At 69.7% G+C, this 22,806-nt stretch carries 18 protein-coding genes; 12 read left to right on the top strand and 6 right to left on the bottom strand.

All coding sequences use genetic code 11. The features are described 5' to 3' along the window. Positions 1-53: 53 nt before the first annotated feature. The 3 genes from frc (OG266_RS07500) to OG266_RS07490 all read left to right on the top strand — a co-directional run bounded on the left by frc (OG266_RS07500) (position 54) and on the right by OG266_RS07490 (position 4,471). Complete coding sequence (frc, locus tag OG266_RS07500) at positions 54-1,283, top strand: formyl-CoA transferase (protein WP_266473176.1); 1,230 nt, start codon at positions 54-56, stop codon at positions 1,281-1,283. 209 nt (positions 1,284-1,492) lie between these two features. Then, positions 1,493-3,781: an FdhF/YdeP family oxidoreductase gene (locus OG266_RS07495; RefSeq protein WP_371543938.1), complete on the top strand. Its 2,289-nt coding sequence runs from the start codon at positions 1,493-1,495 to the stop codon at positions 3,779-3,781. Between the two features lie 165 nt (positions 3,782-3,946). Next, entirely contained in the window at positions 3,947-4,471 is a 525-nt protein-coding gene (locus tag OG266_RS07490; protein WP_266473171.1) for a carbonic anhydrase, read from the top strand. A 16-nt stretch (positions 4,472-4,487) separates the two neighbouring features. Here the strand turns inward: OG266_RS07490 and OG266_RS07485 are convergent, their stop codons facing one another. Then, positions 4,488-5,183 carry a GntR family transcriptional regulator gene (locus OG266_RS07485; protein ID WP_266473169.1) on the bottom strand — a complete coding sequence of 232 codons (696 nt, stop codon included), beginning with the start codon at positions 5,181-5,183 and terminating at the stop codon, positions 4,488-4,490. Between the two features lie 231 nt (positions 5,184-5,414). On the opposite strand from OG266_RS07485, the gene OG266_RS07480 reads away from it, so the two are divergent. Further along, positions 5,415-6,215, top strand: a complete 801-nt coding sequence (locus tag OG266_RS07480; RefSeq protein WP_371543936.1) for an acyl-CoA dehydrogenase family protein — start codon at positions 5,415-5,417, stop codon at positions 6,213-6,215. A 223-nt stretch (positions 6,216-6,438) separates the two neighbouring features. On the opposite strand, the gene OG266_RS07475 is transcribed toward OG266_RS07480, so the two are convergent. Further along, positions 6,439-7,128, bottom strand: a complete 690-nt coding sequence (locus OG266_RS07475) for a GntR family transcriptional regulator (protein WP_371543934.1) — start codon at positions 7,126-7,128, stop codon at positions 6,439-6,441. 261 nt (positions 7,129-7,389) lie between these two features. On the opposite strand from OG266_RS07475, the gene OG266_RS07470 reads away from it, so the two are divergent. Genes OG266_RS07470 through OG266_RS07455 form a run of 4 tightly spaced genes read left to right on the top strand, consistent with a single transcriptional unit; the run spans position 7,390 to position 12,512 of the window. After that, positions 7,390-7,869: an NAD(P)H-dependent oxidoreductase subunit E gene (locus OG266_RS07470; RefSeq protein WP_371543933.1), complete on the top strand. Its 480-nt coding sequence runs from the start codon at positions 7,390-7,392 to the stop codon at positions 7,867-7,869. After that, a complete protein-coding gene (locus tag OG266_RS07465) occupies positions 7,866-9,479 on the top strand; it encodes a formate dehydrogenase beta subunit (protein WP_371543931.1) in 1,614 nt (537 codons plus the stop codon). The genes OG266_RS07470 and OG266_RS07465 overlap by 4 nt, the downstream gene beginning before the upstream one ends. Next, on the top strand, positions 9,476-12,298 hold the full coding sequence (gene fdhF, locus OG266_RS07460; RefSeq protein ID WP_371543929.1) for a formate dehydrogenase subunit alpha: 2,823 nt from the start codon (positions 9,476-9,478) through the stop codon (positions 12,296-12,298). The genes OG266_RS07465 and fdhF overlap by 4 nt, the downstream gene beginning before the upstream one ends. Before the next feature lie 31 nt (positions 12,299-12,329). After that, on the top strand, positions 12,330-12,512 hold the full coding sequence (locus OG266_RS07455; RefSeq protein WP_266473163.1) for a formate dehydrogenase subunit delta: 183 nt from the start codon (positions 12,330-12,332) through the stop codon (positions 12,510-12,512). A 57-nt stretch (positions 12,513-12,569) separates the two neighbouring features. On the opposite strand, the gene moaA is transcribed toward OG266_RS07455, so the two are convergent. Further along, positions 12,570-13,559 carry a GTP 3',8-cyclase MoaA gene (moaA, locus tag OG266_RS07450; RefSeq protein WP_371543928.1) on the bottom strand — a complete coding sequence of 330 codons (990 nt, stop codon included), beginning with the start codon at positions 13,557-13,559 and terminating at the stop codon, positions 12,570-12,572. A 108-nt stretch (positions 13,560-13,667) separates the two neighbouring features. Between moaA and OG266_RS07445 the strand changes: the two genes are divergently transcribed. Together OG266_RS07445 and OG266_RS07440 are read left to right on the top strand one after the other, a co-directional pair. Then, positions 13,668-14,642 (top strand): 2-dehydropantoate 2-reductase, encoded by a 975-nt coding sequence (locus OG266_RS07445; protein ID WP_371543927.1) that lies wholly within the window; start codon positions 13,668-13,670, stop codon positions 14,640-14,642. 114 nt (positions 14,643-14,756) lie between these two features. Then, positions 14,757-15,692 carry a LysR family transcriptional regulator gene (locus tag OG266_RS07440; protein WP_266473159.1) on the top strand — a complete coding sequence of 312 codons (936 nt, stop codon included), beginning with the start codon at positions 14,757-14,759 and terminating at the stop codon, positions 15,690-15,692. Between the two features lie 12 nt (positions 15,693-15,704). Here OG266_RS07440 and OG266_RS07435 read toward each other — a convergent pair whose 3' ends face one another. Further along, positions 15,705-17,294 (bottom strand): FadD7 family fatty acid--CoA ligase, encoded by a 1,590-nt coding sequence (locus tag OG266_RS07435; RefSeq protein WP_371543926.1) that lies wholly within the window; start codon positions 17,292-17,294, stop codon positions 15,705-15,707. Between the two features lie 266 nt (positions 17,295-17,560). On the opposite strand from OG266_RS07435, the gene oxc reads away from it, so the two are divergent. After that, complete coding sequence (oxc, locus tag OG266_RS07430) at positions 17,561-19,312, top strand: oxalyl-CoA decarboxylase (RefSeq protein WP_371543924.1); 1,752 nt, start codon at positions 17,561-17,563, stop codon at positions 19,310-19,312. Positions 19,313-19,402: 90 nt separating this feature from the next. Further along, the gene (frc, locus tag OG266_RS07425; protein WP_266473156.1) at positions 19,403-20,659 is read left to right on the top strand and encodes a formyl-CoA transferase; all 1,257 of its coding nucleotides are present in this window, start codon (positions 19,403-19,405) and stop codon (positions 20,657-20,659) included. Between the two features lie 66 nt (positions 20,660-20,725). Here frc (OG266_RS07425) and OG266_RS07420 read toward each other — a convergent pair whose 3' ends face one another. Both OG266_RS07420 and OG266_RS07415 read right to left on the bottom strand, forming a co-directional pair. Beyond that, entirely contained in the window at positions 20,726-21,157 is a 432-nt protein-coding gene (locus OG266_RS07420; RefSeq protein ID WP_371543923.1) for a PAS domain S-box protein, read from the bottom strand. 49 nt (positions 21,158-21,206) lie between these two features. Further along, positions 21,207-22,766, bottom strand: coding sequence for an aromatic amino acid ammonia-lyase (locus tag OG266_RS07415; RefSeq protein ID WP_371543921.1), 1,560 nt, complete (start codon positions 22,764-22,766; stop codon positions 21,207-21,209). Positions 22,767-22,806 lie beyond the last annotated feature (40 nt).

Below are 22,806 nucleotides of genomic sequence, written 5' to 3'. Positions count from 1 at the left end.
AATCTACAGTATGGGGTCCCTGGGATGGCGACACACAGAGTGAGGCGGCGATCATGACGAAGGCTCTCGAGGGCGTGCGCGTCCTGGATATGACGCACGTTCAGTCCGGCCCGTCCGCAACGCAGATCCTCGCGTGGCTCGGTGCGGATGTGGTCAAGGTCGAGGCGCCGACCGGTGACATCACGCGCAAGCAGCTGCGCGACATCCCGGACGTGGACAGCCTCTACTTCACGATGCTCAACAGCAACAAGCGCAGCATCACCCTCAACACCAAGACCGAGCGCGGCAAAGAGATCCTCACGGAGCTGATCCGGGGCTCCGACGTCATGGTCGAGAACTTCGGACCCGGCGCCATCGACCGCATGGGCTTCACCTGGGACCGCATCCGCGAGATCAACCCCCGCATCGTGTACGCCTCCATCAAGGGCTTCGGCGAAGGCCCGTACACCAACTACAAGGCGTACGAGGTCGTCGCCCAGGCCATGGGCGGGTCGATGGCGACCACCGGCTTCGAGGACGGCCCGCCGCTCGCGACGGGCGCGCAGATCGGCGACTCCGGCACCGGTATGCACGCCGTGGCGGGGATCCTCGCCGCTCTCTTCCAGCGCACCCACACCGGTCGCGGCCAGCGGGTCAACGTCGCGATGCAGCACGCCGTGCTCAACCTCTGCCGGGTGAAACTGCGCGATCAGCAGCGGCTCGCGCACGGCCCGCTCGCGGAGTTCCCGAACGAGGACTTCGGCGACGAGGTGCCGCGCTCGGGCAACGCGAGCGGCGGCGGGCAGCCGGGCTGGGCGGTCAGGTGCGCGCCGGGCGGCCCGAACGACTACGTGTACGTGATCGTCCAGCCCGTCGGCTGGAAGCCGATCAGCGAACTCATCGGCCGGCCCGAGCTGGCCGAGGACCCCGAGTGGGCCACCCCCGAGATCAGGCTGCCCAAGCTCGGGAAGATGTTCCAGCTCATCGAGGAATGGACCAGCACCCTCTCCAAGATGGAGGTGCTCGAGGCGCTCAACGCCCACCACATCCCCTGCGGCCCGGTCCTGTCCACCAAGGAGATCATCGAGGACGCCTCGCTCGCCGCCAACGAGATCGTCGTCGAGGTCGAGCACCCCGAGCGCGGAACGTACGTCACGGTCGGCAACCCCCTGAAACTCTCCGACTCCCCGGTCAAGGTGGAGCGGTCCCCGCTGCTCGGCGAGCACAACGAGGAGATCTACCTCCGCGAGCTCGGCCTCTCCCGCGACGAGCTGCCGCTGCTCAAGGCCCAGGGTGTGATCTGACCGACTGCCGTCCACCCGGCGACCCTCGTCAGGGCAGGTCAGAAGGGGTGCCGACCGTTTGATAGACGGCTTCTATCGCGTGGAAGTTGTTCTCTCTTTGACTACTTCTCAAGGCCTGGCCGAAGCTGATCACGAGCGGGATTTCGGTTCCCGCCGCGGCGCTGGATTTGTCGTGCGCGCGGGAGCGGCAGAAAGGCACAGGCCAGATCATGAGCACCATCGAGGACCCGGAAGACCGACTGGAAGTCACCCCGCCCAAGACCTGGGCGACCGGACTCCCCGCCGTCACACACGCGATCCAGTACTCGCTGGGCCAGACCTCGGTCCGGCGCACGGCGCTGACCCTGCTGAACATCAACCAGACCAAGGGCTTCGACTGCCCCGGCTGCGCCTGGCCGGAACCCGCGCCGGGCCACCGGGCCAAGAACGAGTACTGCGAGAACGGCGCCAAGCACATCAACGACGAGGCGACCTCACGCCGCGTCACCGCCGAGTTCTTCCGGGAACACCCGGTGTCCGAGCTGGGCCAGAAGTCCGACTACTGGCTCAACCAGCAGGGCAGGCTGACCGAACCCATGGTCAAGCGGCCCGGCTCGGACCACTACGAGCCGATCGGCTGGGACGACGCCCTCGGTCTGCTCGCCGAGGAACTGCGCCTGCTCGACTCGCCCGACGAAGCCCTCTTCTACACCTCGGGCCGGCTCAACAACGAGGCCGCCTTCCTCCTCCAGCTCTTCGCCCGGGCCTTCGGCACGAACAACCTGCCCGACTGCAGCAACATGTGCCACGAGTCCAGCGGCTCCGCACTCGGGGAGACGCTGGGCATCGGCAAGGGCAGCGTGAGCCTGGACGACATCCACCACTCCGACCTCGTCTTCGTGGTGGGCCAGAACCCGGGCACCAACCACCCGCGGATGCTCTCCGCGCTGGAGGAGACCAAGCTGAACGGCGGCCACATCGTCGCTGTGAACCCGCTGCCCGAGGCCGGCCTCATGCGGTTCAAGCACCCGCAGAAGGCCCGCGGAATCGTCGGCCGCGGCACCGCGATCGCCGACCAGTTCCTGCAGATCCGGCCCGGCGGCGACCTCGCCCTCTTCCAGGCGCTGAACCTGCTGCTCCTGGAGGCCGAGGAAGCCGCGCCGGGAACGGTCCTCGACCACGGATTCATCGACGTGTCCACGATCGGCTTCGAAGCGTTCGCCGCGCAGGCCCGCAAGGCCAACTGGGACGACATCCTCGACGCCACCGGTCTCACCCGCGAGGAGATCGAGACGGTGGGCGAGCGGGTCCTCGCCGCGGAGAACATCATCGTCTGCTGGGCGATGGGGCTCACCCAGCAGAAGCACGCCGTCCCCACCATCCGTGAGGTCGTCAACTTCCTCATGCTGCGCGGCAACATCGGCAAACCCGGAGCGGGCGTCTGCCCGGTGCGCGGCCACAGCAATGTGCAGGGCGACCGGACCATGGGCATCTGGGAGCGGATGCCGCAGAGCTTCCTGGACGCCCTGGAGCGCGAGTTCGCCTTCACCCCGCCCACCAAGCACGGCCTGGACTCGGTGAACGCCATCCGGGCCATGCGCGACGGCGAGGCCAAGGTCTTCGTCGGGGTCGCCGGAAACTTCATCAGGGCCACGCCCGACAGCGACGTCACCGAGCGGGCGATGCGACGGTGCCGTCTCACCGCGCACATCTCCACCAAGCTCAACCGCTCCCACACCGTCTGCGGCGACACCGCGCTGATCCTGCCCACCCTGGGCCGCAGCGACCGGGACGTCCAGGCGAGCGGCGAGCAGTTCATCACCGTCGAGGACTCCATGAGCGAGGTGCACGCCTCCCGGGGCCGCCTACACCCGGCCTCACCGCATCTGCTCAGCGAGGTGGCGATCATCTCGCGGCTGGCCCGGCGGACCCTGGGCGAGCAACCGTCCATCCCCTGGGAGAAGTTCGAGGCGGACTACGGCACGATCCGCGACCGGATCTCCCGGGTCGTCCCGGGCTTCGACGACTTCAGCGTCCGGGTCGACCGGCCGGGCGGCTTCCGGCTGCCCAACCCGGTGAACTCAGGGGTGTTCCCGACCCCGAGCGGCAAGGCCGTCTTCACCTGCAACGACTTCGAGATGCTGAGCGCACCCGCGGGGCATCTGCTGCTCCAGACGCTGCGCTCGCACGACCAGTGGAACACCATCCCCTACGCCATGAACGACCGCTACCGGGGCATCCACAACGGCCGCCGCGTGGTCCTGGTGAACCCTGTCGACCTGGAGGCGCTCGGGCTCGCCGACCGCAGCGAGGTGGACCTGGTGAGTGTGTGGCGCGACGGCGTGGAACGCCGTGCGGAGAAGTTCCGGGTGGTCTCCTATCCGACCACTCCCGGTTCCGCCGCGGCGTACTACCCGGAGACCAACGTCCTGGTGCCGCTGGACAGCGTGGCCGACATCAGCAACACCCCGACCTCGAAGGGCGTCGTCGTCCGACTGGAGCCCGCGGCGGTCGCCTGAGACCTCGCCCCAAGTCCTCAGTCCGTGCAAGGGACAAGGGAACCCTTGCACGCACTCTGGACAAGGGGCCGCACGGTTACGAATACTGGCTACTTCATACCGTATACAGATCACCGTATGTAGATCCTCTTTCTCAGGCGTTCGACCGGAGTGAGGTAGCCCAGCATGTTGACACCAACACCCCGTCTCAGCGGGACGGTCACCGACCGGCTCCTTGAAGCCAATCGCGCGTACGCCGCCGGATTCGCCGATCCCGGCATGGGCGCCCGCCCCGTCCTGCGCGTCGCCGTCGTGGCCTGCATGGACGCCCGGATCGACCTGCATGCCGCGCTCGGCCTGGAGCTGGGCGACTGCCACACCGTCCGCAACGCGGGCGGAGTGGTCACCGACGACACGATCCGCTCCCTGACGATCAGTCAGCGCGCCCTCGGCACCCGCAGTGTCATCCTCATCCACCACACCGGCTGCGGTCTGCAGAGCCTGACCGAGGACTTCCGGATCGAGCTGGAGATGGAGGTCGGGCAGCGGCCGGCCTGGGCCGTCGAAGCCTTCACGGATGTCGATCAGGACGTACGCCAGTCGATGCAGCGGGTGCGCACCTCGCCGTTCCTGCCGCACACCGACGATGTGCGGGGATTCGTCTTCGACGTGTCGACGGGGCTGCTGCGGGAGATAGACCCGGGGCAGTGAACCGCTCGCGCCCCGGTCACCGGGTGCGGCGGGCGGTCACCGCGGCGATCTGCTCGCAGTAGAAGTCGGCGGTGTTCCGGGTGTGCCGGCGCATGAGCTGTTCGGCACGCTCGGGATCTCCGTCGGCGATCGCCTGGATGATCTGGGCGTGTTCGCTCCAGGCGTCCGTGCCGCGCGGCTTGGCGATGGGCATGTAGTACCAGCGCACGCGCCGGTCGACCTGGGGGATGAGTTCCGCCAGGACCGCGTTGCGGGACAGGTGCGTGATGTGGCCGTGCAGGGCGGCGTTGGCCTCGACGATGGCGCGGGCGTCGCCGGCTGCGAGGGCGGTGAGCCCCACCTGCTGCAGTTCCCACAGGCGGTCGACGTCGTGGGGTGTGGCGTGTTCCGCGGCGCCGCGTGCGGAGTGGGTCTCCAGGACGCCCCGGACGCTGAGGAGCTGGGCGCACTCCTCCGGAGTGGGGGAGTGGACGAACGCGCCCTGGGCGGGCCGCAGATCGACCCAGCCGGTGGTGTGCAGCCGTTGCAGCGCTTCGCGGATGGGCTGGCGACTGACGCCGAGATGGTCGGCGAGCTCGGCCTCGACGAGGTGCTGGCCCGGCTTGAGGGTGCCGTTGATGATCAGGTCGGTCAGGGCGTCGTAGACGGCCTGACGCAGCGGAGCGGGCCGGGCGATCGGGCCGCGGGCTGCCACGGTGGGCGTGTCGGGCATGGAACCCTCCCCCTCGTTGGACTGCTGTCCCGAAGCCTCTGGCTTCGGGATACTGACTGTAGTATGCAATAGCCACTCTGAGTGCCGTCCGTGACGCGAATTCGCGGAAATCGCCTCCCCCTCGCCAATTGCCCCCTCCTCACCTCTGGCGCATCCAACCGGATGCAGAATACTGTATGCAATCATGTGCGCCGCACAGCAGAGCTGCGCTCCCGAGGAGGGGGTCACCCCGTGTCGTACCGCACCGCTCTCTCTGAAGTCCTCAGGACCGTCATCGTGCCGACCGCCGAAGCGACCGGCACGCGGGCGAAGTTCCCCCGTGCCTCCGTGACGGCCCTCGGCCGCGCCGGGCTGCTGGGGCTCACCGTCTCCACGGAATTCGGCGGCCTCGGAATGGGCCTGCCGGAAGCCGCCGAGGTGGTCGCGCGGATCGCCCGTATCTGCCCGGCGACCGCGGCCGTGCTCCAGTCCCACTACGCGGCGGTCGCCGTCATCGAGTCGTACGGAAGTGCCTGGGTCCGCGGTGAGATCGCCGCCGGACGCCATCTCGGCAGCCTGGCGCTCGCCGAGGACGACCCCGCCGAACAGGGTGTGCAGGGCGAGTTCTGGGCGTCACGCTCCACCGCCGCGCGCTCCGGTGACGTGGTCGCGCTGCGTGCCCGTAAACACCAGGTGGTCGCGGCGGGGGAGGCCGACAGCTATGTCTGGTCCTCCAGGCCGCTCACCGGGCCGGACGGCCTGACCCTCTGGGTGGTTCCGGCGCACGCCCCGGACCTGTTCGTGCCGGCCAGACCGGACGGGGGAGGGCCGCACGGCAGCGCGACGTCCACCGTGTTCGCCGATCCGGTGCTGGTTCCCGCCGACGCGATGCTCGGAGCGGACGGCGGAGGGCTCGACATCGTGCTGCGTACGGTCCTGCCGTGGCTGCTCGAACTGCAGGCGGCCGTCGGCGCGGAGGCGGCCCATCCGGCGGTGGCCGATGTCTCGCTCCGGTCCGCCCGCCGTGCCACCGACTCTCTCGCGGCGTCCTGAACCCGGCCGTGGGGCGGTTCGGGCGGTCAGGACCTGTCCGGCCGATCACGGTGGAGGGAAGCCGCGGTGTCTTGGTGGTGCCGGTGAGCGGGGTGTGGTGCGTGCAGCTGCAAGGCGGAGGAGGGAGTCGGTGACCGACGACAACGCGGCAGATGTGCGCCCGCCGCGGAGCGGCTTATGTCACGGCCACCCCGCGTCTCCGCCGGGATCGGCCGGACAGGTCCTAGTTCTGGGTGGCCCCGGCGGCGATCTGCTTGCGGTAGAAGTCGGTGGTGCGTTCGGTGTGCTTGCGCATGATCTCGCTCGCGCGGTCCGGGTCTCCCTTGGCGATGGCCTTGATGAGCTGCGAGTGCTCGTTCCAGGCTTCCTTGCCGCGGGGCTGGGCGATCGGCGTGTAGTACCAGCGCACCTTCTGGCCCACCAGCGAGATCAACTCGGACAGTACGGCGTTGTCGGCGACGGAGGTGACGAAGGCATGCAGCGCGGTGTTGGCGGCGACCAGGCGTTCGACATCGCCCGCGGCGAGCGCTTCGACGCCCTCCTCCTGCAGCTCCCAGAGCCGTACGACGTCCTCGGGCTTCGCGTTCTCGGCGGCGAGCTGGGCCGAGTAGGTCTCCAGGACCGCGCGGACGCTGAGCAGCTGGGCGGCCTCCACCTCGGTGGGGGAGTGCACGAAGGCGCCCTGGGCGGGACGGAGGTCCACCCAGCCGTTGGTCTGGAGGCGCTGCAGGGCTTCGCGGACCGGCTGGCGGCTGACACCGAGGTGTTCGGCGAGCTCGGCCTCGACGAGGTGCTGGCCGGGCTTGAGCGAGCCGCTGACGATCAGTTCGGTCAGCGCGTCGTAGACGGCCTGGCGCAGCGGTGCCGGGCGGGTGACGCGCCGGGACGCAGCGGCCGTGAGTGCCTCGCGCATGGGAGCCCCGTTCTGCCACCGGGCCTGTGGGGCCGACGGCTTTGCCAAGTGGTGGCCGCCGAGAGGGTTGCCGACGGCGGGCCTCAGCATACAGGTTTTGGTATGCAAGATGGCGTCCGCAGTTCCGTGGCGGAGCGCGACTGGATGTGGCTGAGTGCGGCCGGGTGTGGCTGAGTGCGGTTGAGTTCTGTATACAGAAGCCTGTATGGGGTATTGTCTCAGTCCCCTGCAAGCATCGCTATCGGCTCTTGGAGAGCGATCATGACGACCAGCGGGAGTGACGTGACGGTCGAGCACGTGGTGCGGAGGGTGGCCGCCCGCCACCGGGGAGAGCGGGGTGCGCTGCTGCCCGTACTGCACGCCGTCCAGGCCGAGTTGGGCCATGTGCCGCAGGAGGCAATACCGGTACTCGCCGACGAGTTCAACCTCTCCCGTGCGGACGTCCACGGAGTGGTGACCTTCTACCACGACTTCCGCCGCGAGCCCGCCGGACGCACCACGGTACGGATCTGCCGTGCCGAGGCCTGCCAGGCCCTGGGAGCCAACAGCCTGGTGGGTTACGCCCGCGAGGCCGGACTGTCCCTGGGGGAGACCACGGCGGACGGCGCGGTGACCGTGGAGCAGGTCTTCTGCCTCGGCAACTGCGCTCTGGGGCCGGCGGTGGAGGTGAACGGCCGACTGCATGGACGAGTGAGCACGGCCGGTCTGGGCGCGATCCTCAACGGGACGGTGTCATCGTGAACAACACTTCGCAGGCCACGGCGAAGGTCTACGTCCCCCGCGACTCGGCGGCCAGGTCCGTCGGCGCGGACGAGGTCGCGGACGCTCTTCAACTGGCCGCCGTCGGCGGTGACTTCGACGTCGAGGTCGTACGCAACGGATCACGCGGCATGCTCTGGCTGGAGCCGCTCGTCGAGGTGGTGACCCCGCAGGGCCGCGTCGGCTACGGACCGGTGGCCCCCTCGGACGTGGAGGAACTCCTCGCCGCCGGCATGCTCGACGGCGCCGACCACCCGCTGCGGCTGGGCATCGTCGACGAACTGCCCTGGCTGGCACGCCAGAACCGTGTCACCTTCGCCAGAATCGGCGTCACCGACCCCTTGTCGACCGAGGACTATGTGGAGCACGGCGGACTCGCGGGGCTGAAAGCGGCCCTGGCCCGCGCTCCCGAGGACGTGGTCACGGAGGTCACCGATTCCGGGCTGCGCGGCCGCGGCGGCGCGGGATTCCCGGCCGGTATCAAGTGGAAGACCGTGCTCGGCTGCACGGACGAGCTCAAGTTCGTCTGCTGCAACGCGGACGAGGGCGACAGCGGGACCTTCGCCGACCGGATGGTCATGGAGGGCGACCCGTTCATGCTCATCGAGGGCATGACGATCGCCGCACACGCGGTGGGCGCGAGCGAGGGATACCTCTACATCCGCTCGGAGTACCCCGACGCGGTGGCCACGATGCGCGCGGCGATCGGCATCGCCCGCGAACACGGCTGGCTCGGCAAGGGCATCCTCGGCTCCGCGCTCGACTTCGACCTGCATGTCCGCGTCGGCGCCGGGGCGTACATCTGCGGCGAGGAGACCTCCATGCTGGAAAGCCTGGAGGGTAAGCGCGGCACGGTCCGCGCGAAGCCGCCGATCCCCGCGATCGAGGGCCTGTTCGGCAAACCGACGGTGGTGAACAACGTCCTCACGCTGGCCACCGTCCCCGTCGTACTCGCGGACGGCGCGAAGGCCTACCAGGAACTCGGCGTCGAACGCTCCCGCGGCACCCAGGTGTTCCAGCTCGGCGGCAACATCGCGCACGGCGGCATCGTGGAGACCGCGTTCGGCGTCACCCTGCGCGAACTCGTCGAGGACTACGGCGGCGGTACGTTCTCCGGGCGCCCGGTGCGCACGGTGCAGGTCGGCGGCCCGCTCGGCGCCTATCTGCCGACGTCGATGTTCGATCTGCCGATGGACTACGAGGCGTTCGCGGCGGCCGGCGCGATGGTCGGACACGGCGGTCTCGTGGTGTTCGACGACAGCGTCGACATGGCTGCCCAGGCGCGCTTCGCGATGGAGTTCTGCGCGGAGGAGTCCTGCGGCAAGTGCACACCCTGCCGGGTCGGTTCGGTACGCGGTGTCGAGGTGATCGACAGAATCGTGGCCGGTGAACACCGGGACGAGAACCTGGCGTTGCTCGAGGACCTCTGCGACCTGATGACCGACGGCTCGCTCTGCGCGATGGGCGGGCTGACGCCGATGCCCGTACGCAGCGCCATCACGCACTTCCCCGACGACTTCCTCGGCGGCCGTCGAACGCTGGAGATCCAACCCGTAACCGCGACCGGCACGAGGACGGAGGGCACGGCATGACACTGCTCAAGGAACCCGACTTCGGCACCCCGGAGAGGCCCGGCGAGGCGACTGTCTCGGTGGAGGTCGACGGGATGCCGGTGACCGTGCCGGAAGGCACCTCGGTGATGCGCGCAGCCGCGCAGGCCGGGATCGAGATACCCAAACTGTGCGCCACCGACAGCCTCGAGCCCTTCGGCTCCTGCCGGCTGTGCGTGGTGGAGATCGACGGCCGGCGCGGCACCCCGGCGTCCTGCACCACGCCGTGCGCCGACGGGATGCAGGTGAGGACGCAGACGCCGAAGGTGGAGAAGCTCCGCCAGGGCGTCATGGAGCTCTACATCTCCGACCATCCGCTGGACTGTCTGACCTGCCCGGCCAACGGTGACTGCGAGTTGCAGGACATGGCGGGCGTGGTCGGGCTGCGGCAGGTGCGGTACGGCTACGAGGGCGAGAACCACCTCGACGCCGAGAAGGACACCTCCAACCCGTACTTCGACTTCGACCCGTCCAAGTGCATCGCCTGTTCCCGCTGCGTGCGGGCCTGCGGCGAGGTGCAGGGGACGTTCGCGCTGACCATCGAGGGGCGCGGCTTCGAGTCCAAGGTGTCGGCGGGCGCCGGCGAGACCTTCATGGACTCCGAGTGCGTCTCCTGCGGGGCCTGCGTGCAGGCCTGCCCGACCTCGACGCTCCAGGAGAAGTCGGTCGTCGAACTCGGCATGCCCACCCGGTCGGTGATCACCACCTGCGCCTACTGCGGTGTCGGCTGCTCCTTCAAGGCCGAGCTGCGCGGCGACGAACTGGTCCGGATGGTGCCCCACAAGGACGGCGGCGCCAACGAGGGCCACTCCTGCGTGAAGGGCCGCTTCGCCTTCGGATACGCCTCGCACCCCGACCGCATGCTCAAGCCCATGGTCCGCGACAGGATCACCGACCCCTGGCGCGAGGTCGAGTGGGAAGAGGCCATCGGCACGGTCGCCACCAAGATGCGCGAACTCCAGGGCCGGTACGGGCCGAGTTCGATCGGCGCCATCTCCTCCTCGCGCTGCACCAACGAAGAGGTCTACGTCGTACAGAAGATGGTGCGCGCGGCCTTCGGCAACAACAACATCGACACCTGCGCCCGGGTCTGCCACTCCCCGACGGGATACGGGCTCAAGCAGACCTTCGGCGAGTCGGCGGGCACCCAGGACTTCCGCTCGGTCGCCGAGGCCGACGTCATCATGGTGATCGGCGCCAACCCCACCGACGGGCACCCGGTGTTCGCCTCCCGGATGAAGCGCCGGCTGCGTGAGGGCGCCGAGTTGATCGTGGTCGACCCGCGCCGCATCGACCTGGTGCGCTCGCCGCACATCGAGGCCGCGCACCACCTCCAGCTCAAGCCGAGCACGAACGTCGCGGTCGTCAACGCCATGGCGCATGTCGTGGTCACCGAGGGCTTGGCCGATCTGGCCTTCGTGGCGCAGCGTTGCGAAGGGTTCGCCGAGTGGGCCGAGTTCGTCGCCCGTCCGGAGAACAGCCCGGAAGCCACCGAGGAGGTCAGCGGCGTACCGTCCGGGGAACTGCGGGCCGCCGCCCGGCTGTACGCGGCGGCGCCCAACGGGGCCATCTACTACGGCCTCGGCGTCACCGAGCACAGCCAGGGCTCGACGATGGTCATGGGAATGGCCAACCTCGCGATGGCGTGCGGCAACGTCGGCCGTGACGGTGTCGGCATCAACCCGCTGCGCGGTCAGAACAACGTGCAGGGCTCGTGCGACATGGGCTCCTTCCCGCACGAACTGCCCGGCTACCGGCACGTTTCCGACGACGCCGTGCGCGAGGTCTTCGAGAGGCTCTGGGGCGGCACGCTGCTGTCCGAGCCGGGACTCCGCATCCCCAACATGTTCGACGCCGCGATCGACGGCACCTTCCGGGGCCTGTTCGTGCACGGCGAGGACATCGCCCAGTCCGACCCGAACCTCAAGCACGTCACCGCCGCCCTCGAAGCGATGGAACTGGTCGTCGTACAGGACCTGTTCCTCAACGAGACGGCCAAGTTCGCGCACGTCTTCCTGCCCGGCGCGTCGTTCCTGGAGAAGGACGGCACCTTCACCAACGCCGAGCGCCGCATCAACCGGGTGCGTGCGGTGATGAAGCCGAAGACGGGCAAGCACGAGTGGCAGATCATCAGCGAGATCGCCACCGCGATGGGCTACGCCATGTCCTACGACCACCCGAGCCAGATCATGGACGAGATCGCCTCGGTCACGCCGACCTTCACCGGCGTCTCCTTCGAGGTCCTCGACAAGCTCGGCAGCGTCCAGTGGCCCTGCAACGAGTCGGCTCCGGAGGGCACCCCGGTCATGCACGTCGACGAATTCGTGCGCGGCAAGGGCAAGTTCGTGGTCGCCAACTACGTGCCGACCGACGAACGCAGCACCCGGCGCTTCCCGCTGGTCCTGACCACGGGCCGCATCCTCAGCCAGTACAACGTGGGCGCGCAGACCCGCCGTACCGGCAATGTCGCCTGGCACCCCGAGGACATCCTGGAACTGCACCCGCACGACGCCGAGACCCGCGGCATCAAGGACGGCGACCTGGTGACGCTGGCCAGCCGGGTCGGGCAGACGACCCTGCACGCGGAGATCTCCGACCGGATGCCGGCCGGCGTCGTCTACACCACGTTCCACCACCCGGTGACCGGCGCCAACGTGGTCACCACCGAGAACTCCGACTGGGCGACCAACTGCCCGGAGTACAAGGTGACCGCCGTACAGGTCGGCCTTGCGCACCCGCTCGGGCAGAGCGGCACGGAGGTCGTCGAGGACGACCACCAACTCGTCACGGTGGTGGACTGAGATGGCGGGCGGGATGGCACCGGAGTCCAGGATGGCGAACCAGATCGCGGCGAACCATGTGCACCTGCCGGGCGATGCGGCCGCCGAGGCGATCGCCGGACACATCGGCAAGTTCTGGGACCCGCGCATGCGCAACCGGCTGTACGAGTTCGTCGACGCCGGAGCGGACGGGCTCGACCCGGTGGTGGTCGCCGCGGTCCGGCTGCTGCGTTGACCGGCGGGCCGCACCGGCGCTCGGGGCCGGTGCGGCTCACCGGCCCCAAGTCGGTGGTCAGCCGCCGATCGCGGACATCGGGCGCCCGGGCTGGAGGAACGACGGGTCGTCGAGGCCCGAGCCCGGCTTCTTGCCCCACATCGCGGTGCGCCAGCGGTCGGCGATCTGCCGATCGGAAGCGCCGGAACGCAGAACAGCACGCAGGTCGGACTCCTCGCGGGCGAACAGACAGTCGCGGACCTGCCCGTCGGCGGTGAGCCGGGTGCGGTCGCAGGCGCGGCAGAAGGGCCTGGTGACGGAGGCGATCACGCCGACCCGGCCGGGTCCGCCGTCGACCAGCCAGCGTTCGGCGGGCGCGGAGCCGCGTACCGCGGAGGGCTCGGGGGTGAGGGCGAAACGGGCCGAGAGCCGCTCGATGATCTCGGCGGCGGTGACCATGTCCTCGCGCTGCCAGCCGTGCTGGGCGTCCAGCGGCATCTGCTCGATGAACCGCAGCTCGTAGCCGTGGCGGAGGGCCCAGTCGAGCAGGTCGGGGGCCTCGCCGTCGTTGACGCCCCGCATCAGGACCGTGTTGACCTTGACCGGGGTGAGGCCCGCGTCGTGGGCGGCGGTGAGGCCCGCGAGGACGTCGTGGTGCCGGTCGCGGCGGGTGAGGGTGCGGAAGACCTCCGGGTTCAGGGTGTCGAGCGAGACGTTGACCCGGTCGAGCCCGGCGGTGCGCAGCGCCTCGGCGGTGCGGGCAAGACCGATGCCGTTGGTGGTGAGGGAGATCCTGGGGCGCGGCTCCAAGGCGGCGCAGCGCTCGACGATCCCCACCAAGCCAGGGCGGAGCAGCGGCTCGCCGCCGGTGAAGCGCACCTCGGTGACTCCCAGCTCGGTCACCGCGATCGAGACCATCCGCACGATCTCGTCGTCCGTGAGCAACTCCGGCTTGGGCAGCCACCGCAGGCCCTCTTCCGGCATGCAGTACGTGCACCGCAGATTGCACCGGTCGGTCAGTGAGACCCGTAGATCGGTGGCGATCCGGCCATGCGTGTCGATCAGCACGAGCTGCCCCCTTGGCTCCGTATCACGTGGCTCTGTGCCACGAGACTGTACATCCAGCGAGGATACTGCATACAGTATTCATCACGACCCCTTCGAAGAGGAGCCGCCATGAAAATCGCCGTTCTCGGAGCCGGTGCGATCGGCGCCTATGTCGGAGCGGCACTGCACCGCGGTGGGGCAGAGGTCCACCTGATCGCGCGCGGTGAGCATCTGAAGGCGATTCAGGCCCACGGGGTCCAGGTGAAGAGCCCGCGCGGCGACTTTGTCGCACATCCCCACGCCACGGACGACCCGGCCGAGGTCGGCGCGGTGGACTACGTGTTCCTGGGGCTGAAGGCGCACTCCTACCCCTCCAGCGGATCGCTGGTGGCCCCGCTGCTCGGCGACCGGACCGCGGTGGTGGCCGGTCAGAACGGCGTTCCGTGGTGGTACTTCCACAAACTGGCCGGCCCCTACGAAGGACGGCGGATCGAGGCGGTCGACCCGGACGGCGCCACCAGCCGGGTGCTGCCACCGGAGCGGGCCATCGGCTGTGTGGTCTACCCCGCCACGGTCATCGAGGCCCCCGGCGTGATCCGGCACCTGGAGGGCACCAGGTTCTCCATCGGTGAGCCGGCGGGCGGGGTCTCCGACCGGTGCACGGCCCTGAGCGAGGCCATGGTCGCGGGCGGGCTGAAGAGCCCGGTGGAGCCCAATCTGCGCGACGACATCTGGATCAAGCTGATGGGCAACGTCGCCTTCAATCCGATCAGCGCGCTGACCCGGGCGACGATGGCGGACATCTGCCGGCACCCGCCCACCCGGCGGCTGGTCACCCTGCTCATGGAGGAGACCCTCGACATCGCGTCCAGGGTCGGCAGCACACCCGACATCTCCATCGAGAAGCGGCTGCGCGGTGCCGAAGGGGTGGGGCACCACAAGACGTCGATGCTCCAGGACCTGGAGGCCGGCAAGCAGCTGGAGCTCGACGCCATCGTGACCGCGGTGGTGGAGATGGCCGACATCTCCGGCGCCGAGGCACCCAACCTGCGCGCGGTCCACGCCGCGACCGACCTGCTGGCGCGGAGCGGACAGCAGAGCTGACAGCAGCACGGGCAACGGGGCGGGCAACGGAGCTGACAACGGGGCGGACAACGGGCGTGACCAGCCAGGCTGGGTAGGCTTGGCCGATCACATGGCACCAGCGAGGAGTCGTTCATGCTGTTCCGTCAGCTGGAGTACTTCGTAGCGGTGGCCAGGGAGAGGCACTTCGCCCGGGCGGCGGAATCCTGCTACGTCTCGCAGCCCGCGCTCTCGGCGGCGATCGCCAAGCTGGAGCGCGAGCTGAACGTCACGCTGATCAACCGCGGGCACAACTACCAGGGCCTCACCCCGGAGGGCGAACGGCTCGTCGTATGGGCCAAGCGGATCCTCGCCGAGCAGGACGCCTTCAAGGCCGAGGTGGCCGCCGTACAGTCCGGCATCACCGGAACCCTGCGGCTGGGCACGGACCCCACGGCGTCGACGACCCTGGCGCTGCCCGTGGCCGCGTTCTGCGCGGCCCACCCGCTGGCCAAGGTGCAGGTCCGCTCCCGGCTGTCGACGAAGGAACTCCACCGCCAGCTGCGCGACTTCGAGCTGGACGTGGCGATCGCGCACTTCGACCCCGGTGACCAGGAGGGCCTGCAGGTCGTCCCGCTGTACCAGGAGCGGTACATGCTCCTGATCTCCGCCGACCAGCTGACCTCCCAGACCACCTCCACCATGACCTGGGCGGACGCGGCTCAGCTGCCGCTCGCGCTGCTGACCCCCGACATGAGGATCCGCCAGATCATCGACAGCGTCTTCGCGGACAAGGGGTTCGTGGTGACCCCGCAGGTGGAGACGGACTCGATCGCCTCCCTCTACGCGCACGTCGGCGGCGGTGAGTGGGCGAGCATCGTGCCGCACGCGTGGCTGCGCGCGATGCCGGTGATCGGCCGCACGAGAGCGCTGCCCCTGGTCGATCCGGAGGCCGGGGCGCAGGTGTCGGTGGCGATCCACGCGGCGACCCCCGGCTCGGTCGCGGCCCGGGCGTTCGTCAACGCGGCGACGGGACTGGCACTCGACGACTTCTTCAACCAGCCGCTGGCCGCGGAGCACCGCGTGCGCTGAGCCGTGGCCGGCTCAGGGCGCGTACGTGGCCTCCACCGCAAGCCGGTCGAGCGCTCCCTTGGCGGTGTGCGGCAGCGCGGCGACGAGCTCGATCCGGTCGGGAACCTCGAAGGGCGCCAGCCGGTCACGGGCGTACCGCAGGATCTGCTCGGACCCGATGCTCTCGCCCTCGCGCAGGACCACGGCGGCACCGACCCGCTGCCCGTAGACCGCGTCGGGGACGGCGAACACGGCCGCCTCGGCGACTCCGGGACACCCGGCGATGATGTCCTCGACATGCTCGGGCGAGATCTTCTCGCCGCCGCGGTTGATGAGGTTCTTGATGCGCCCGGTGAGGGACAGGTACCCGTCCTTGTCCAGGCGGCCCAGGTCACCGGTGCGCAGCCAGCCGTCGGCGAAACCGCGGGCCGTCTCGCCGGGGTCGCCGAGGTAGCCGCGGGCGACGGTCGGACCGTGCACCCACACCTCGCCCTCGGTGCCGACCGGACACGTCCGTCCGCTCGGGTCGACGACACGGAGCTCCACTCCGGTGGGCCGGCCGACCGACCCCTGCTTCAGGGGGCCTGGCGGCAGCGGCTCGCTGGTGGCCTGGTGTGCGGACTCGGTCATTCCGTATGCGGAAAGGAGCGGTGCTCCGAACGTGCGCTCAAGCGCCCGCTGGGTGGCCGTGTTGAGGGGCGCGCTGCAGCTGCGGACGAACTTCAGCGGCGGTGTCTGCGGGCCCGGGTACTCGGTCTCCGCCCGGTCCAGGAGGATTTCGTGGATGGTCGGGACCGCGGTGAACCAGGTGGCGCCCGCGGCGTGCATGTCGTCCCAGAACGTGCGCGCCGAGAACCGTCCCCGCTCGGGCAGCAGTACGCATCCGCCACTGGCCAGGGACGCCAGGAGCGCCGCGAACAGCCCGTGGCCGTGGAAGAACGGCATCACCGCGACCGTCGCGTCGGCCGGCCCCATCTCGTAGGTGGCGCAGATGCCCCGCACGGACGCGGCCACGTTGGCGTGCGTCAGCGGGACCATCTTGGCGCGGGCAGTGGTGCCCGCCGTGAACAGGACGAGGGCGTCCTGCTCCGAGAGTTCAGGGGCCGCGCCCCGCACCCGGCGCACCGCACGCGCGCCGGTGTCCAGGTCGACCGCCGCCGTCCCGGCACGGGAGGCGACCACGCGCAGCGGCCAGGTGGGGAGAGCGACCTCGGCGGCCGGCGGAGCGTCGGCCACCGAAGGACCGAGCAGGAGCGCCTGTGCGCCCAGCGCTTCGAGCCGGGCGGACAGCTGAGACCCGGGCAGCGTCGGGTCCAGCGGGGCGACCACCAGACCGGCCCGCGCCGCACCCAGGAGCGCGACGACGAACTCCACGTTGTTGGCGCAGATCAGCCCGATCGCGTCACCGCGACGCAGCCCCGTGCCACCGAGCCGGGCCGCCACGCCGTCGGCGAGGGCCGCGAGGGCGCGGTAGGACAGGTGCACCCGGTCCCCGGTGACGACGAGGGCCCGGGCGTGCGGACGCTCGCGTACGTGCCGGTCGAGGAGATCGGCGAGGCCCGTGACCGTGGGTGGCCGGTACCGGTCCGCGTCGCGCACAGATGCCGCCGCCGGAACGGCCATGACTCCACCTCCCGTGCCACGTCTGATGAACCAGTCCTCTGCGAGCCTGCGGTGGTGTGCGGTGCGCGTCCAATACGCACTGGCGACCGGCCGATAGCAGGTGTCTATCAAGGGGGTCGCGCCGCAGGTCACGGGCTCGCCACCGGCCATCGATAGATGCTGTTTATCAGCTGGTCGTCGATGGGTCTTGGACGCGGGGAGCGCGGCTCACGAAGGTGAGGTGAGTAGCCGCACTGGCAGGACCTGCCCAAGGAGGACCTCGGATCATGACCGCCCCCTCGACACTGGAGACAGCGGCGACCGCCGACGTTCCGACGGAGCTCACCGACGGGTATCACCTGGTCGTCGACGCGCTCAAGTTGAACGACGTGGACACCATCTACGGGGTGGTCGGCATCCCGATCACCGACTTGGCCCGCCTCGCGCAGGCGCAGGGCATCCGTTACATCGGCTTCCGCCACGAGAGCAACGCGGGACACGCGGCTGCGGCGGCCGGATACCTCACGAAGAAGCCCGGAGTGGCGCTGACGGTGTCCGCACCGGGCTTCCTCAACGGGCTTGTCGCGCTGGCGAACGCCACCACGAACTGTTTCCCGATGGTCCAGATCTCCGGCTCCAGCGAGCGCCACCTCGTCGACCTCAAACAGGGCGACTACGAGGAGATGGACCAACTCGCCGCGGCGCAGCCGTTCGTGAAGGCCGCGTACCGCGTGAGCCGGGTCGAGGACATCGGCCGCGGTATCGCCCGAGCGCTGCGCACCGCGATATCCGGACGTCCCGGCGGCGTCTACCTCGACATCCCGGCCGCGGTACTCGGCTCCATCATGGACGCGGAGGCGGGCGCCAAGACGCTGAGCCGGCTCGTCGACCCGGCGCCGCGCCAGCTGCCCGCGCCGGAGGCGGTGGACCGCGCGATCGAGCTGCTTGCGGGGGCGCAGCGGCCGCTGGTCATGCTCGGCAAGGGAGCCGCCTACGCGCAGGCGGACGACAAGATCCGCGAGTTCATCGAGTCCACCGGCATTCCCTACGTACCGATGTCGATGGCCAAGGGCCTGCTGCCCGACAACCACCCGCAGTCGGCCGCCACCGCCCGTTCGCTGGCCCTGAAGAAGGCCGACGTCGTGGTGCTCGTCGGCGCCCGCCTCAACTGGCTGCTCAACCACGGCGAAGCACCGAGCTGGAACCCGGACGCGAAGTTCATCCAGATCGACATCGAGCCCAAGGAGATGGACAGCAACCAGCCCATCGCGGCCCCGCTGGTCGGTGACATCGAGTCCGTGCTCGACGCGATCGCCGAGCGGACCAAGCCCGGCCAGATCGCCGCCCCCACCGCGTGGCGGGAGGAACTGGCCTCGCGCTCGGCGCAGAACGTCGCCAAGATGGCGGAGCGCCTCAAGGCCGACCCGAGCCCGATGCAGTTCATGGGCGCGCTGAAGGCGGTACGCGACGTCGTGGTCGAGCGCCCCGAGACGTACATCGTCAACGAGGGCGCCAACGCGCTGGACATCGCGCGCAACGTGATCGACATGCACGTACCCCGCCACCGCCTCGACAGCGGCACCTGGGGCGTCATGGGCATCGGCATGGGGTACGCGATCGCCGCCGCCGTCGAGAGCGGCGACCCGGTCGTGGCCGTCGAGGGCGACAGCGCCTTCGGGTTCAGCGGCATGGAGCTGGAGACGATCTGCCGCTACAAGCTGCCCGTGGTCACCGTGATCATGAACAACGGCGGCGTCTACCGCGGCGACGACGTCAACCCCCTCGACGACGCCCCGTCGCCGACCACCCTGATGCTCTCGGCACGCCACGACCTGATGATCGAGGCGTTCGGCGGCAAGGGCTATCGCGCGACCACGCCCGCAGAGGTCACCGCGGCTCTCATCGACGCGCTGGCCACGGGCGGCCCGGCGCTCATCGACTGTGTGATCGACCCCTCGGCCGGCACCGAGAGCGGCCACATCGCGCACCTCAACCCCAAGGGCATCACCGTCGGCAACATCACGCCCAAGAAGAAGTGAGCGCCTCGGCCCCGAGCGCTCCACCCCGCGACAACCGCCCCCGCACAGCCGACTCTCGCAACTGAGAGCATTCAGGAGAAGGAATACACCATGAGTGAAAAGCCGCTCGCCGGAATCAAGGTGATCGACTTCACCGGGGTCCAGGCCGGTCCCGCGTGTACACAGATGCTCGCCTGGTTCGGCGCCGACGTCATCAAGGTCGAGCGCATCAACGGCGGCGATGTGACGCGCCGTCAGCTCCGTGACATCCCGGACCTCGACGCCCTCTACTTCACCATGCTGAACAGCAACAAGCGCTCGCTGGCCATCAACACCAAGACCGCCGAGGGCAAGGCGATCATGGAGAAGCTGATCCGCGAGTCGGACATGCTGGTCGAGAACTTCGCGCCGGGCGCCATGGACCGCATGGGTCTCAGCTGGGACTACATCCACGAGCTGAACCCGCGTCTGATCCTCGGTTCGGTCAAGGGCTTCAACGACGACTCCAAGTGGAGCGACCTCAAGGTCTACGAGAACGTCGCCCAGGCCGCCGGCGGGGCCGCGTCCACCACCGGGTTCTGGGACGGTCCGCCCACCATCAGCGGCTCGGCCCTCGGCGACAGCAACAGCGGTATGCACCTGATGATCGGTCTGCTGACCGCGATCATCCAGCGCAACGCGACGGGCCTCGGCCAGAAGGTATCGGTGTCCATGCAGGACGCCGTGCTCAACCTGACCCGGGTCAAGCTCCGTGACCAGCAGCGCCTGGAGAAGATCGGCTACCTGGAGGAGTACCCGCAGTACCCGCACGGTGAGTTCGGCGACGCGGTGCCCCGTGGCGGCAACGCCGGCGGCGGCGGCCAGCCGGGCTGGATCCTGAAGTGCAAGGGCTGGGAGACCGACCCCAACGCCTACATCTACTTCACGATCCAGGAGCAGAACTGGGTGCGCACCTGCGAGGTCATCGGGCATCCCGAGTGGGCCGAGGACCCGGAGTACACCACCGCTCTGGCCCGCCAGCCGCGCATCATGGACATCTTCGGCGAGATCGAGAAGTGGCTGGCCGACAAGACCAAGTACGAGGCCGTCGACATCCTGCGCACCTTCGAGGTGCCCTGCGCGCCCGTGCTCAGCATGAAGGAGCTCGCCGCCGACCCCGACATGCGCAAGAGCGGCACGATCGTCGAGGTCGAGCAGAAGGAGCGCGGCACCTACCTGACCGTGGGCAGCCCGATCAAGTTCTCCGGCTTCAAGCCCGAGATCGAGGGTGCGCCGCTGCTCGGCGAGCACACCGACGAGGTGCTCGCGGACCTCGGCTACGACGCGGACGACATCCGCAAGCTGCACGAGGGCAAGGTCGTCGCCTGACCAGAACCCCGCACAACGAAGCAGGGCCACCGTAGTGACGGTGGCCCTGCTTCGGTGAGGCGTTTCTCAGGCTGTTGTGGCGGCCTCGTTGCGCCGCATCCGCTCCTTCTCCCGGGCCCGGCGCGCGGTGACATCCCGGATGACCGCGCCGCAGTGGGCCGCTCCGCCGTCGGGATCGGCGAGCAGCACGACGCTGAACTCGATGGAGAGCTTGCGGCCGTCCGCCCCGAGTGCGGGAACCGAGAGGAGGTCTGCTTTCCCGTACCTGCTGGTCCCTTGCTCCATGGCCGTCACGAAGCCGTCCCAGTGACGCTGCCGGTGCTTCTCGGGGATGATGATGTCCAGACTGCGACCGGCGACCTCGCCCGCCGAGAACCCGAAGATGCGCTCCGCACCCCGGTTCCAGTAGCGGATCAGTCCTTCGCGGTCGATGATCACTATGCCGTCGGGTGCCTGGGCAGCCATTCCCAGCACCACCTCGGGATCCAGATCTTCCATGTCTCCTCCGAGCCGGGGCCGTCAGAGCCGTCAGGATACTGCATACGATTCATATTGCATACAGTTTCGCGAAGGCGTCGGGCTCATCGGTCTCATCGGGCCCGCCGAGCTCGGCGAATCCGGCGAATTCGGCGAGGAGGCCCGTGGCCGCCGCCACGTCGTCCGTGAGCGGCCGGTCCGCCATGGCGGGGTCCAGGACCGCCGCCGCCCGCGCGTAGGCCCGGCCCGCCGGGGCCGCCGGGTCCGGCGAGGCACCCCGCTGACGCAACGCCCGTACCGCGGCCACGAGTTCACAGCCCAGCACCAGCCGGTACGCCTCGGTCAGCCGCAGCGCCTTGCGGGCCGCCTGGGTGGCGAAGCTGGCCGCCTCCTCCAGCCCGTGCGCCAGCACCACGTGCCCGAGGGCGGCCGGGGTGGCACACGCCTGGACCTCCGCGAGCGCGGCCGACGCGCTGTACTCCAGGATCATCACGCCCGAACCCGCTGATGCCCCGTCGGCCAGGAAGGAGCGCAGCCCGGTCAGTTCGGGGCGGCACAGTCCGGACAGCCGGGCGGCGGAGAGCCGCGTCGTGCCAAGCGTGGCCAGGCACAGCTGGTCGAGGGCCAGGGTGAGCGGCGCCGCGAAGAAACCGCCGTGATGGTGGGCGACAGCGGCGCCCCTGACCTCGTCCCAGCCGATCAGAGGGTTCTCGGTGGCGGAGTTGAGGTCGATGGACAGCACACGCTCCAGTCCCGCCCATGCCTCCGTCGCCGGACCGTGCACCTGGGGAAAGCACCGGAAGCCGAAGGGGTCCTGCACCCGCGCGGACGGCGGCAGGGGCTGCTCGGGCACCCCGGCCGGCCGGCGCTCAGGAACGCCGAGCAGCCGTCTTACGTATGCCGCGGAGCGCCCGATGGCCGGATGCGGGTGGGCCCGGTGAACCTCCGGCGCGTACGGCTCCAGGGAGCCGTCTATCGCGTACAGCGACAGCGCGGCCACCACATGCGCGGCGCGCAACAGCCCGCCCAGGTCGTGGCTGACGAGCGCGGACTGGCCCAGGGTGAGGGCGCTGCTGCTCAACAGGGCAAGGGCGTCACCGCGTTCGATCCGCAGAGCCTCCGGAACCGGCTTCCCGGCGTCCGCCGTGGAGCTTTCCCACCCGCCATGCCCGAACAGGGCCAGCCCCAACTGGGCCAGCGCCGTCAGATCCCCGGTGCCCACCGCCCCGTATTCGGTGACCGCAGGATGTACCCCCGCTCGCAGCGCGGCCGCGATGGTCTCGGCGATCTCCGGGCGCAGGCCCGAGCCGCCGGCCAGCAGTTGGTTGATCCGGACCGCCATCATGGCGCGGACCTGGCGTGCGGGCAGCGGCTCGCCCACGCCGCCCGCGTGGCTGCGCAGCAGCCGCAGATCGTGGCCGTCGCCGTCGCGCTCCTCGACGACGGTGCCCCGGTGCGCCCCGACGCCGGTGCTGCGCCCGTACACCCGGGCGCCCTCCGCCGCCAGCTTCCGCGCGGCGCACCGGGTGTGCTCCATCGCCTCCAGGGCCGCCGGGTGCACGGCGGGAGTCATCGTGCCCTCGGCGATCCGGCTGACGGCGTCCGCGTCGAGGTCACGGCCGTTGAGCATGCTGGACGTACTCCTCAGCCGTGTGTTCCAGGGCAACCGC

This window comes from Streptomyces sp. NBC_00554, from assembly GCF_041431135.1.
Classification (GTDB): domain Bacteria; phylum Actinomycetota; class Actinomycetes; order Streptomycetales; family Streptomycetaceae; genus Streptomyces.
Note: the sequence above shows the minus strand (reverse complement) of the source record. Positions and strands in the feature narration are given on the sequence as shown.

Excerpts from the sequence above, each read along its gene's own strand:
- OG266_RS07490 (WP_266473171.1), top strand. The coding sequence starts at position 3,947 with ATGTTGACACCAACACCCCGTCTCAGCGGGACGGTCACCGACCGGCTC.
- fdhF (WP_371543929.1), top strand. The coding sequence starts at position 9,476 with ATGACACTGCTCAAGGAACCCGACTTCGGCACCCCGGAGAGGCCCGGC.
- OG266_RS07470 (WP_371543933.1), top strand. The coding sequence starts at position 7,390 with ATGACGACCAGCGGGAGTGACGTGACGGTCGAGCACGTGGTGCGGAGG.
- OG266_RS07435 (WP_371543926.1), bottom strand. The coding sequence starts at position 17,294 with ATGGCCGTTCCGGCGGCGGCATCTGTGCGCGACGCGGACCGGTACCGG.
- OG266_RS07445 (WP_371543927.1), top strand. The coding sequence starts at position 13,668 with ATGAAAATCGCCGTTCTCGGAGCCGGTGCGATCGGCGCCTATGTCGGA.
- OG266_RS07420 (WP_371543923.1), bottom strand. The coding sequence starts at position 21,157 with ATGGAAGATCTGGATCCCGAGGTGGTGCTGGGAATGGCTGCCCAGGCA.
- OG266_RS07475 (WP_371543934.1), bottom strand. The coding sequence starts at position 7,128 with ATGCGCGAGGCACTCACGGCCGCTGCGTCCCGGCGCGTCACCCGCCCG.
- OG266_RS07455 (WP_266473163.1), top strand. The coding sequence starts at position 12,330 with ATGGCGAACCAGATCGCGGCGAACCATGTGCACCTGCCGGGCGATGCG.
- frc (WP_266473156.1), top strand. The coding sequence starts at position 19,403 with ATGAGTGAAAAGCCGCTCGCCGGAATCAAGGTGATCGACTTCACCGGG.
- OG266_RS07415 (WP_371543921.1), bottom strand. The coding sequence starts at position 22,766 with ATGCTCAACGGCCGTGACCTCGACGCGGACGCCGTCAGCCGGATCGCC.
- oxc (WP_371543924.1), top strand. The coding sequence starts at position 17,561 with ATGACCGCCCCCTCGACACTGGAGACAGCGGCGACCGCCGACGTTCCG.
- OG266_RS07440 (WP_266473159.1), top strand. The coding sequence starts at position 14,757 with ATGCTGTTCCGTCAGCTGGAGTACTTCGTAGCGGTGGCCAGGGAGAGG.
- frc (WP_266473176.1), top strand. The coding sequence starts at position 54 with ATGACGAAGGCTCTCGAGGGCGTGCGCGTCCTGGATATGACGCACGTT.
- OG266_RS07485 (WP_266473169.1), bottom strand. The coding sequence starts at position 5,183 with ATGCCCGACACGCCCACCGTGGCAGCCCGCGGCCCGATCGCCCGGCCC.
- OG266_RS07495 (WP_371543938.1), top strand. The coding sequence starts at position 1,493 with ATGAGCACCATCGAGGACCCGGAAGACCGACTGGAAGTCACCCCGCCC.